Source organism: Methylomonas sp. BW4-1, from assembly GCF_052474385.1.
In genome coordinates, this window is sequence record NZ_CP184125.1 from 2,556,040 (window position 1) to 2,567,923 (window position 11,884).

The window sequence follows — 11,884 nt, forward strand, 5'->3', positions numbered from 1 at the left end:
CACGCTCCGATGTGGGAATACCTGTTTGCCCTGCTAACTCAGATCTCTAAGGAGGATTGAATAAGCAGAGCTTGCATAGTCAGGGATTATTGACCGGTGTTAGCGCCGGCCAATGTTTGGTCAACGATACGACCTTCTGGGTCAACTACACCGATCAGACGTGCTCTTGCGAAAATATCGCCGGCGCCAATGGTGTTTGTAGCAGATGAACCAACATGGAAGAGAGCAACATAGCGGGCATAGTTGTTAGCCGGATTGATATTGGCAGATCCAGCAGTCGGAGCTTGGGAGATCGCAACGCGGCTACCTGCTGTGGTGCCGGGCACGTCTTTGCCAAAGCCCAGTGCCAATACGAGATGGCACTCGGTTTGAGATAAACTGTCGCTGATCAGGTTAAGAGCGCTGCTCAAGTTTGCTGTATTACCACTAAAGGTAGTGTTGATCGAATCCGTACCGACTTGACAACCCGCTACGCCGTTGGAAGGAACGATAGAAATAGAGGCACTGGTTATAGCGGTACCTTCGGGATATTCAGTTGCGCCAGTGTCGTCAATCACTAACTCGTCCGCAGGGTTAGCACCTGCTGCTGGGTTGCTCTCGTTAAATGCCAGGTTCGGCACGTTACCTGGGAGAAATGTGCTGGTATTTTGCAACGTTTGCAGTTCATCGATACCTACGGCTTCCAACGCAGTCGCGACATTCACCCATGTAGCATTAGCTGAAGTAGCGGTTGAAATCGTCCACTGTCCAAAGAAATCTCTGGTTTGGTCTGCTAACAGCGCTTGTGCACCACTTGTTGTTTGGCCACCCAAGTTCGCCAAGTTATCCCACTGGTTTGGATAACGATTTTCAACCGCGCGGAAGTTACGGATGGAGCTTTCGGCGCTGAGCAGGTTGTTGGACGCAGCCGCTTCATCGGCATTTTCGCCAATCCCCTCATACGCCACCAACGCCGCAGTCGCCAAGGTAGCGATCAGCGTGATAACGACCAGCAGTTCCAGTAAGGTGAAACCCGCTTGTCTGTGTTGCAGTCTTTTCAGTTGTTTGCCTTTCATACTGTTTTCTCAAATGTAAATGCCGCAACTGCCTCACGCAGCCTGTTGGTCATCTTATTTTTTGGTTTTTTGATGTGACCCCATCACACTCGTTTAGTTATGCGCATCCGTGCGCGGATTAGTCCTGAATTCTCTATATTCCTCGCCCCCACTGGGCAGAAGATGGGGGATTATTTAGACAATCTCCCCTGGCCCCTCTTTGCCAAAGAGGGGAATTAATAAGGCTAAAGCGGCCTTATTCCAATCTCCCGCCTTCCACTCGGACCGTGCGAACCCCAAGCATCAGGCTTGGCCCGGTAAGCTGCTGTCCACCACAAAGCGGTATTGTTTGCCGCAGTGCAGAATCACTTCTTTTTGCTGACGCTTGAGAATTTTGACCTCGACGCGGATTTCGCCGAAGCCGTCGTGCTGCAATACTTCATCAAGCAATTCCATCAGCTTGCTTTTGACGGGTTGGGCTTGCATGTGCTTATGGTTTCTCATCATCTCTATTTCTCCCTCATTCAATTCAAGCGTGTTCATTGCGCCGGCAAGGCCAGTTTGTAACCGCTATGGCGGGCCTGATTCAGCCAGTAATCGGCTTTTTCCTGTTGTTCCAGATTGGGACTGGTGGCGTGCACCCGGTACAGCATGTATTGCGCGTGGGCATGGCCCTGGCGGGCGGCGGATTCAAACCAACGGGCCGCCAACGTCATGTCTTGCGGACCGCCCAATCCCAGGTAATACAGTTCGCCCAGCAGAGCTTGGCTGTTGGCGTCGCCAGTACCGGCGGCGCGATGGCACCAATCGAAGGCCTGGGCAAAGTTGATCTTGCGCAATTTGTCGCCGTAGCGGTAGGCGTAACAATTTTCGGTGGCGATGTCGGCCGGGGTATCCAAGCCCATGTGGTTGGGCTGGCAAGCGCAACTAATTATTGCAGCCAGCGCCAGACTGGCTGCTCTGCTTACCGAGCCCTGGCGCGGAGATCCGCGGAGTGTTTGCAAAATGTTGCGGCTCATTGATCCGACTCCCTCAGGCGCGGCGGTGCGCAAAACTCGCCGCAAACCGGTTCGTCGGGATTTTCCGGCTTGGGCACCGGCTTGGCTTGCATCGCGGTATCCGGCGCGTAGCGGTGGTATTTGTCTGTGGGATCGTATTCTTGGTGGCTGTCGTTGCCTTGGTTCAGTACATAGGGCGTAATCAACAGCACCATTTCCGATTTGCTGTCGGCGTCGACGGTCTGCCTGAACACGTTGCCAAGCACCGGGATGTCGGCCAGATAAGGCACTTTACGGCGGTTGCGGGAAAAGCTGTCGCGAATCAAACCGCCCACCGCGACGGTATAGCCGTGCCTAGCAAAGATTTCGCCTTCCATACGAGCGGTAGTAATGGTGTCCACCGGCAAATCCACGACTTCACCGCTGGTGTTATTGGTCACTGGAATGGAGGCCGCGCCTTCGTTGAGCGTAGAGTTTTCCTGCCTGAGCTGGATGTGGATGGTACCGTCGGCGTTGATATGCGGGGTGACTTCCAGAGTGGTGCCGATTTCTTCCAACTCGGTTTCCGGGGTGGTGATGGTGCGGGTGGTATTCAGGTTATCGATATTATCGATGGAATAGCCGCGCACCATGATGCGTTCCTCACCGACGAACAGGTTAGCCGGGCGATGATTGGAGGCCACCAGCATGGGATTGGACACCACGTTGACGCGGTTATTTTTTTCCAGAAATTCGATATTGGCTTTGATTTTGTCGCTGAGAAATTCGTAAACAAAGCTGCCGCCGCCGGTCATGGCTGCCGCGCCGCCCATGATCAAGGGATTGAGGCTGTCGCCTTGAATCTTGGTATTCTTGATTTCGAAGTTGAACAAGGAGCTAAAGTCTTCGCCAACCTTGACGTCGATAATCTTCATTTCCAGCATTACTTGATTTTGCGGTTTGTCGAGTTGCTCAACCAGGCTGGAAATGGATTTAAGAATGGCATTGTCGCTGGTCTTGACGATCAGTTGATTGTGTTCAGCGTTGATGGTGACGTATATCACCTTGTTGATGCCGGACACCTCGGACAGTTCGCCGGGATCGACACGCTTGCCGTCGGCACCGAGTTCCGCGAGTTGTTCGACGCTTAAATCCTTGGGTACTTCTTCGCGGAAACCTTGCTGTAAATTGCCATAGCGACCGCCCGCTGCGCCTTGATTGCCCATGCCGCCGGAAAAACGGTTGTTACGTCCGCCGTACATATTGCCGCTGCTGCCACCGCCAAAGCCGCCTTGAAAACCTCCGAATCCGCCGCCCATGCCGCCGCCAAAACCACCCATACCGCCACCGAAGCCGGTATTGCCCATACCCCGGTTATTGCCGAAACCGCCGCCACGGTTGTTGCCGCCCCGTCCGTTCATGCCGCCCATGCCGCTCAACATCATCGCGTTGCCGTAGGATACCCGCACCCGATTGCCGTAAAGACTTTCAATAGCCATGGCAACCGCAATGACATTGGGGTTGCGCAACTGAAACACCCGCACATTGTCGTCTTGGCCCATCACCAGGTCTTTACCGTACTCTTCCTTAGTCATCAGTCTGAAGGTGCCAGCATCGCCATCATCACGCCGATACCAAAGATCGCTGATGCGGCAAATGGTGCGGATCGCGTCTTCCAGGGAGACCTTTTTTAGAAAAATCGTCACATTCTTTTTGCCGGCTTCCGGGGTAGCGACGATATTGACATTGGCATCCTCTGACAGTACGCGGATGATGTCGGAGACCTGGGAGTTTTTGAACTCCAGCTCCTGAATTTCGAAAGACTTAGCGGCAGCAAGCACGGTAAAGCCTGCCGACAGCAGCATGAGCATGCATAACACCTTGATGTGCCCTGGTTTGACGATTTTCAATTACACCCTCAGTAACTTGATAATTCATGTTTTGTACTTATCGAAAATCTTGCTGCGCCCGGACGCTTTAGTCCCAAGATGCTGGCCGTTTTCGTATCAGCAGGCTGTTTAAAACTTGAATATAAAGATGCTTCCGCCAAGTTGTAAAAACCGTCGATCAAGCTGTCCTTAGCCGAGCCCAAATCGCATGGATAAGTCGAAGCGTGCCCTCCATGGCTCTGGGCTACCCGCTCTTGTGCCCTGTGGGTATCCGGGCGGGAACGACGGTTTTTTGGGTCTGACAGAAGCATCTTTATATTCAAATCGCCATAGCACAAAATGGCGCGCATTGTATGTTGGCGATTTCCCAGTTGTCGTTAGGAGTAAATCCCGAATTGTTTGCCAATAATTCCGGGCGTTAAGGATTTTGGCGGAATAATGTGCCGAAGCGCTTAAGAACATTAAGCACCTGGTTTGTTGGTTTGAGGATTTAGCTGGAAATAACTTCCGGCGATTCTGATTGCACCGAATAGCGAAGTTATGCTCCCCTCTTTGAAAAACAGGGGCTGGGGGAATTTTTTAAATAGATCCTAAGATTGGGAGGCTAAACCGGAGCGGAAAAGCTTAGCAACCGATGTCGGCAGATTCGCTACCGCCCACGAACAGGCGGTAGGCCGGATTACTGGTCTCATCGCGATAGGCAAGCCCCAAAACCGACAAGCATTGTTCAAATCGCCGGCGTTGCTCGCCGTCGATCTGCAAACCAATCAACACCTTGCCGAAGGCTGCACCATGATTGCGGTAATGAAACAGGCTGATATTCCACTGACTGCCCAGCGATAGCAGAAACTTGAGTAGTGCGCCGGGCCGCTCGGGAAACTGGATGCTGTAAACACTTTCCTTTAGTTCGAATGGTGCATGACCGCCGACCATGTAGCGGATGTGATCCTTGGCCAGTTCGTTGCCGGTCATATCGGTCACCGGAAAACCGTCTTCGGCCAGTTGCTCGATCAGATGCTGCCGGTCGTTTTCCGCACCGCTGCTGCTGATACCGACAAACACTTGCGCCATGCGCGCATCGAAATAGCGGTAATTGAATTCGGTGATGCTGCGCTTGCCGATGACTTTGCAAAATCTTAAAAAACTACCCGGCACCTCCGGTATTTCTACCGCCAGCAGAATTTCTCTATGCTCGCCTACCAAGGTGCGCTCGGCAACGTAACGCAAGCGGTCGAAGTTGATATTGGCACCGCTGTCGATGGCAATCAGGGTGTGTTGTTGTAGATGCTGTTGTTCGGCGTATTTTTTCAAACCAGCCACCGCCAACGCGCCAGCGGGCTCGGCGACCGAGCGGGTATCGTCAAAGATGTCCTTGATGGCCGCGCAAATCTCGTCAGTGCTGACGGTAATCACCTGATCGACGTACTGCCGGGCGATGCGAAAAGGTTCCTCGCCTATCTGCTTCACCGCCACGCCATCGGCGAACAAACCGACTTGTTCCAATATTACGCGCTGACCGGCTTTTAAGGCTTGATTCAAGCAATCAGCGTCGTCCGGCTCAACCGCGATGACTTTAATATCCGGGCGCACGAATTTGACGTAAGCGGCAATGCCAGCCACTAGTCCGCCGCCGCCGACCGGCACGAAAATCGCGTGAATATCGCCGGTATGCTGCCGCAGGATTTCCATGCCAACGGTGCCCTGCCCGGCTATCACGTCCGGGTCGTCGTAAGGATGGATGAAGGTCATGCCTTTTTCCGCAACCAATTCCATGGCATGCGCGTAAGCATCGTCATAGGAATCGCCGTGCAGCACGATTTTCGCGCCGCGCGCCTTGACCGATTTGATTTTGATTTCCGGGGTGGTTTTAGGCATCACAATCAGGGCTTTGATCCCCAATTTTCTGGCCGCCAAGGCCACACCTTGGGCGTGATTGCCGGCCGACGCGGCGATGACACCGTGAGCAGTTTGTTCGAGCGGCAGAGAGGCGATTTTGTTATAGGCGCCGCGCAATTTAAACGAAAACACCGGCTGCAAATCTTCGCGTTTTAGATAGACCTTGTTGTTGGTTTTCTCCGACAAGGTGGCAGCGAAATCCAATGGGGTTTCCTCGGCAACGTCGTAGACTTTTGCCCGCAATATTTTTTCTATGTATGTTTGCATTATTGTCCTCGGCAACTGCTGGCGCAATTGCCGTCCATGCGTGGGTCCTGGGGCTGTTTAGGCGTAGCTGCCTGGAGCCGGTTCGGCGTAAAAACTGCTGAGAGATCAGCGTCAATCGGTTATTATCCCATACAATGACGGGTTAAACGCCGTGTCAGATTTATAAGAGCAATCCATCAGGACCATCACCATGACTCAAGACGAATTAAAAAAACAAGTCGCTCAGGCTGCCCTGCAATATTTGAAAAACGTACCCATCATCGGCATGGGAACCGGCTCCACCGTCACCCATTTAATCAATCTGTTGGCCGACTGCGATTTCAAAAGAGACATCGAAGGCGCTGTATCCAGCTCGGCGAAAACCACCGAACATTTGCAATCCATCGGTATTCGCGTCATCGACCTGAATCAATCCGGCGATCTGGACATTTACGTAGACGGCGCGGATGAAGTCACGCCGCATAAAAAAATGTTGAAAGGCGGCGGCGGCGCGTTGACCCGCGAGAAAATCATCGCCGGCGCCAGCAAAAAATTTGTCTGCATCGTCGACGAAAGCAAATGCGTGGACGTGATGGGCAAGTTTCCGTTGCCCGTCGAAGTATTGCCCTTGTCGCGCAGCTTCGTGGCTCGCCAATTGGCTAAATTGGGCGGCCAACCCGAATTGCGCATGAACAAAGACACAGGCGCCAGCTACATCACCGACAACGGTTGCGAGATTCTGGATGTGCATAATTTGAGCATCCTGGACCCTATCGAGTTGGAAAAAACCATCAACAATATCCCCGGCGTGATCACCAACGGTTTGTTTGCGATCCGTGCCGCGGATGTGGTGTTGGTGGGTAAAGGTAGCGAAGTGATTACTTACTAAACCGCTAATTGCGACAGGTTGTCCAGCGCGACGACCTTAATCGCCGAAAAGCCGGCAGCGCCCTACCCGTCTAGCCTTGCCGGCTTTTCTCCATTAAATTTCTGGCTGCCCAAGCCGTTGAACTCTACAATATCCGCCCATCGCAGCCGCCGGCTGCTCTGCTTTTGCAACATTTCTCAGAGTATTTAGGAACTACCATGTCTGACATTGAAATTGCCCAACAGGCAAGCATGCGCCCGATTATTGATTTGGCCGGCGAAAAATTCGGCATTCCCGCCGCACATCTGGACCCTTACGGTCATTACAAAGCCAAAATTTCCCTGGAATATGTCAACAGCCTGACCGATAAAACCGACGGCAAACTGATTTTAGTCACTGCGATTAGCCCCACCCCGGCCGGCGAAGGTAAAACTACCACCACGGTAGGTTTGGGCGATGCCTTGAACCGCTTGGGCAAGAAAACCATTATCTGCTTGCGCGAACCGTCGCTTGGCCCCTGCTTTGGTGTAAAAGGCGGCGCGGCCGGCGGCGGTTATGCGCAAGTGGTGCCGATGGAAGACATCAATCTGCATTTCACCGGCGACTTTCACGCCGTCGGTGTGGCGCACAATTTATTGTCCGCATTAATCGACAACCACATTAACCACGGCAACAAGCTGGACATCGACCCGCGCCGCATCCAATGGAAACGCGTGATCGATATGAACGACCGGGCGCTGCGCAAAATCACTATCGGCCAGGGCGGCCCGGCCAATGGCTATTTGCGCGAAGACGGTTTCGACATTGTTGTGGCATCGGAAGTGATGGCGATTCTATGCCTAGCCACCAGCCGCGCCGACTTGAAAGAACGTTTGGGCCGCATCGTCATCGGCTACAAATCCGATAAAGTCACGCCGGTTTACGCCAGCGATCTGAAAGCTCATGGCGCGATGGCCGCCATCTTAAAAGATGCGATCAAACCTAACCTGGTGCAAACCCTGGAAAACAATCTGGCGATTATCCACGGCGGCCCATTTGCCAATATCGCCCACGGCTGCAATACCGTCACCGCCACCAAAACGGCATTGAAACTGGCCGATTATGCGGTCACCGAAGCCGGCTTTGGCGCCGACTTGGGCGCGGAAAAGTTTCTGGACATCAAATGCCGGATGTCGGGTTTAAAGCCCTCGGCGGTGGTATTGGTCGCCACGGTACGCGCTTTGAAATTCCACGGCGGCGTGGCTAAAGACGATTTGAACCAGGAAAACCTGGCGGCACTGGAACAAGGTTTTGCCAATCTGGAACGCCATCTGCATAACATTACCCAGCATTACGGCCTGCCCTGCGTGGTCAGCATCAATCACTTTACTTTCGACACCGATGCCGAAATCGCCTTGCTACAGCAGAAATGCGAAGCGTTGGGGGTTAAATGCGTGGTCGCCAAACACTGGGCGCACGGTGGGGCCGGTGCGGAACAGCTGGCTCAGGAGATACTGAACATCGTCGATCATCGCGAGCCCGGTTTTAGTTATGTTTACGACAGCGAACTGCCGCTGTGGAATAAGATCGAAGCCATCGCCACCAAGCTATACGGCGCGGCAAACATCAGCGCCAGCCCGAAAATTCGCGCCGAGTTGAAGGCGCTGCAAGCCAACTACGGTCATTTCCCGGTCTGCATGGCGAAAACCCAAATGTCGTTTTCCACCAACCCCAACGCCAAGGGCGCACCGTCCGACCATATCGTGGAAATCAATGAAGTACGCTTGGCTAACGGCGCCGGCTTCATCGTGGCGATTGCCGGTGACATGATGACGATGCCCGGCTTACCCAAAGTACCGGCCGCCGAGCGTATCGATATTAGCGACGACGGCGTGATCAGCGGTTTGTTCTAAATATCGCTAGGCAAATTGGGTCGATTGTTCGAATTTTTTGCAATGCAATCGGCCCGTTTCCTTCAACCTTACACGTAGCAGGTATAAGCACCCTGGACTATGCTTGAGCATATGAATAGTCGCCGGGAGTGGACATGCTTGACCTGAAAACCGTTAAATTCAACCACAAAATAGCGGCCCTATCGCTGATACCCTTAGCAGGCTTACTGCTAATGGCCTCCTTCGTGGTCTACACCCATATTGTGGAGATGCGGTCAGCGGCAAAGATTATCTCCTTAGCCAACTTTTCCGTGTACGCCAGCGATCTGGTGCATGAATTACAAAAAGAACGCGGCTTGTCGGTCGGGCATTTGGGTAGTGGCGGCCAGAAATTTAAACAAGAACTGGAGCAACAACGCTTAGCCACCGACGAAAAACTGAAACAACTGAATGCTTTTCTCAAAGCATTCGACACCAAAGCCGCCGCCACCAATCTGGCGGCTGGTTTGGCGGCGGCAGACCGGCAAATCGACCAACTCGACGAGACTCGCCAGTCGGTCACCGCTTTAAGCGCCAGCGGCGAAGTTACCATCAATTACTATTCCAATCTAAATGCCGCTTATCTGACCATCATTGCCCAATTGCCGCAATTGAGCACCAATGTAGAAATCAATCACAAGCTGGATGCCTATGCCAATTTTCTGAAAGGCAAGGAGCAAGCGGGCGTGGAACGGGCCGTGTTGGCGAACACTTTTGCCAAGGACGCTTTTGGCCCCGGCATGTATGAAAAACTGGTCACGCTGATCGCTTTTCAGAATACTTATCTGGATATTTTCGCCTCTGTCGCCCCCCAGCAGTACCTGGATTTTTTACAACACACGCTGCGCGGCCAATTTATTGATGAAACGGCGGCGATGCGCAGCAAAGCTCTGAGCAATGCCGATAAAGGCGGTTTTGGGGTAGACCCGGCCCACTGGTTTGCCATGCAAACCGGCAAAATCAATCTGTTGAAAGACGTGGAAAACTATATCGCCAAGGACACCATAGATTCGTCCAAGGCGATTGAAAACAGCGCTAGTCGCCGATTGTTGTTCAACGGCGTGTTTATTATTCTGGTAGCGGGGTTGTCTTTTTCGCTATTTTGGATACTGCGTAAGGACATAGCCGCTCAGTTGGGCGGAGAACCATGGCAGGTCAATAATCTGGCGGTCAATATCGCTGCCGGGAAACTGGAACGGCGGGGCATGCCGCAAGCGGAGCAACATGTCGGCATTTTTGCGGCAATGCTGACCATGCAAAAACGTCTGGCCGATGTGATTGGCACTATCGGCAGTTGTTCGGCGCAAATCGCTCAAGCCTCTACCGAAGTCAATAATGCGGCGCAAACCCTCAGTCAAAGCAGCTGCGAACAAGCGGCCAGTATTGAACAAACCAGTGCCGCACTGGAACAATTGACCGGGTCGGTCGAACACAACCATGAGAATGCGCAGACTACGGAACAAATTGCCCTTACCGCCGCCCAATCGGCGCAAAGCGGTGAACAGGCGATCAGAGACACCGTGGAAGCGATGAACAAAATTGCCGAGAAAATCGGCTTAATCGAAGCGATTGCCTACCAAACCAACTTGCTGTCATTAAACGCTTCGATAGTCGCCGCCAAAGCGGGCAAACACGGCGCCGGCTTCTCGGTCGTAGCAACCGAGGTGCGGAAGTTGGCAACCCGCAGCCAGGATACCGCCAACGAAATCGGCGAACTCGCCAATACCGGCCTGGACATCGCTGAAAACGCCGGCCGTATCTTTAGCCAAATGCTGCCCAGCATTCAAAAAACCGCTACGCTGGTACAGGAAATAGCCATCGCATCTGACGAACAGGCTGCCGGCGTCCGGCAAATCAGTCAAGCGGTAGGACAATTGGATACGGCCATTCAGCATAACGCGGCAGCTTCAGAGCAATTGGCCGCCACTGCTGAAGAATTAAACGATCAAAGCCAAACGCTCATGCGGGAAGTTGGCTTTTTTAAGATGCACTAACAGACAAAAGATGACGGAAATAACATGAACGAATTCGTTTGGGAAAATCAATATCTGCTCGGAAACGAAGCCGTTGACCAACAGCACAGAGAGATTTTCGATCTGGCAAACCAATTGGTGAGCTCGAAAGATACGCAAGCGCTAGCCGAAAATATTATGTTGCTTTATCAACATGTTAGAGAGCACTTTCAAGCTGAAGAAGCCTTTATGAAACAGCACGACTATCCGGAATATCAACATCATGTGCAGACGCATAATGTGATGCTGGAGAAGTTGATCGCTTTTAGTCAGGGAATCCATCAGCAAAAACGACAGGAAATAGACGTGTCCGGCTTCATGCGCGACTGGATTACTCATATGGCAGAGGAAGATGCTGCCATTAATACTTATTTAAAAACCCAGAAATAGCGGAAGAACAACTACAGGATAGCAACGAGTGCTGCTACCTAGCCGTGAAGAAGGCAAGCTGCTGGGAGAATGCCTGACAATTCTTCCAGCATAGCTCCCAGATCAAAACCTAGTCCGCATTTGCGAGCAGATGGTCTTGAGATTGCGCCAAGTCGTTTAGTAACGATAGCTCGTCCAACGACAGTACCCGGCTAATCGCCAAAAGTATAATAAATACGTCGTCGACACGGGCCATGGCTTGAATAAAATCGGTACGTATATCGGTGCCGAAATCTGGTGCCGGCTGGATATTGGCGGGCGGAATTTCCAAAATCTCCCGGACTTCGTCCACCAGCATGCCGATCAGTTGCGAACCCTCGCCCGTTTCAACCGCCACCAACACAATGCAACTGCGCTTGCTCACTTCCGAGCAATGCCGGCTTAATCGTGCCGATAAATCGATTACCGGCACCACGCTGCCGCGCAAATTGATCACGCCGTGAATATAGTCCGGTGTCAACGGCACCCGGGTCACGTTGGCAATTTCGATAATTTCCTTCACATCCAGAATGCTGACGGCAAAACTTTCTGTCCCCACTAAAAAAGTCAGGTATTGGCCTACCTGCTCCTGAACCGCCACAGCGTGGCCGGTTTCTCTCCGAATCAGATTACTCATGGTCTGC

10 protein-coding genes are annotated in these 11,884 nt (G+C 52.6%); 4 read left to right on the forward strand and 6 right to left on the reverse strand.

Annotated features, from left to right (window positions below; translation table 11 throughout):
- Positions 1 to 86 precede the first annotated feature (86 nt).
- The 5 genes from ACH5Y9_RS11840 to ilvA all read right to left on the reverse strand — a co-directional run bounded on the left by ACH5Y9_RS11840 (position 87) and on the right by ilvA (position 6,063).
- Positions 87 to 1,055: a type II secretion system protein gene (locus ACH5Y9_RS11840; RefSeq protein ID WP_445369766.1), complete on the reverse strand. Its 969-nt coding sequence runs from the start codon at positions 1,053 to 1,055 to the stop codon at positions 87 to 89.
- A gap of 282 nt (positions 1,056 to 1,337) precedes the next feature.
- Positions 1,338 to 1,541, reverse strand: a complete 204-nt coding sequence (locus tag ACH5Y9_RS11845; RefSeq protein ID WP_201799028.1) for a hypothetical protein — start codon at positions 1,539 to 1,541, stop codon at positions 1,338 to 1,340.
- A 32-nt stretch (positions 1,542 to 1,573) separates the two neighbouring features.
- Positions 1,574 to 2,053 (reverse strand): tetratricopeptide repeat protein, encoded by a 480-nt coding sequence (locus ACH5Y9_RS11850; protein ID WP_445369767.1) that lies wholly within the window; start codon positions 2,051 to 2,053, stop codon positions 1,574 to 1,576.
- Positions 2,050 to 3,921 carry a hypothetical protein gene (locus tag ACH5Y9_RS11855; protein ID WP_445369768.1) on the reverse strand — a complete coding sequence of 624 codons (1,872 nt, stop codon included), beginning with the start codon at positions 3,919 to 3,921 and terminating at the stop codon, positions 2,050 to 2,052. Before ACH5Y9_RS11855 ends, ACH5Y9_RS11850 begins: the two co-directional genes overlap by 4 nt.
- Positions 3,922 to 4,524: 603 nt before the next feature.
- Positions 4,525 to 6,063, reverse strand: coding sequence for a threonine ammonia-lyase, biosynthetic (ilvA, locus tag ACH5Y9_RS11860; RefSeq protein WP_445369769.1), 1,539 nt, complete (start codon positions 6,061 to 6,063; stop codon positions 4,525 to 4,527).
- A gap of 190 nt (positions 6,064 to 6,253) precedes the next feature.
- Between ilvA and rpiA the strand changes: the two genes are divergently transcribed.
- From rpiA to ACH5Y9_RS11880, 4 genes are all read left to right on the forward strand, one after another.
- Positions 6,254 to 6,931, forward strand: a complete 678-nt coding sequence (gene rpiA, locus ACH5Y9_RS11865) for a ribose-5-phosphate isomerase RpiA (protein ID WP_445369770.1) — start codon at positions 6,254 to 6,256, stop codon at positions 6,929 to 6,931.
- Positions 6,932 to 7,128: 197 nt separating this feature from the next.
- Entirely contained in the window at positions 7,129 to 8,802 is a 1,674-nt protein-coding gene (locus ACH5Y9_RS11870; RefSeq protein ID WP_445369771.1) for a formate--tetrahydrofolate ligase, read from the forward strand.
- Positions 8,803 to 8,936: 134 nt separating this feature from the next.
- Entirely contained in the window at positions 8,937 to 10,814 is a 1,878-nt protein-coding gene (locus ACH5Y9_RS11875) for a methyl-accepting chemotaxis protein (protein WP_445369772.1), read from the forward strand.
- Between the two features lie 24 nt (positions 10,815 to 10,838).
- Entirely contained in the window at positions 10,839 to 11,222 is a 384-nt protein-coding gene (locus ACH5Y9_RS11880) for a bacteriohemerythrin (protein WP_101051900.1), read from the forward strand.
- Between the two features lie 109 nt (positions 11,223 to 11,331).
- Here ACH5Y9_RS11880 and ACH5Y9_RS11885 read toward each other — a convergent pair whose 3' ends face one another.
- Positions 11,332 to 11,877: a chemotaxis protein CheW gene (locus tag ACH5Y9_RS11885; RefSeq protein WP_171694887.1), complete on the reverse strand. Its 546-nt coding sequence runs from the start codon at positions 11,875 to 11,877 to the stop codon at positions 11,332 to 11,334.
- Positions 11,878 to 11,884: the final 7 nt, after the last annotated feature.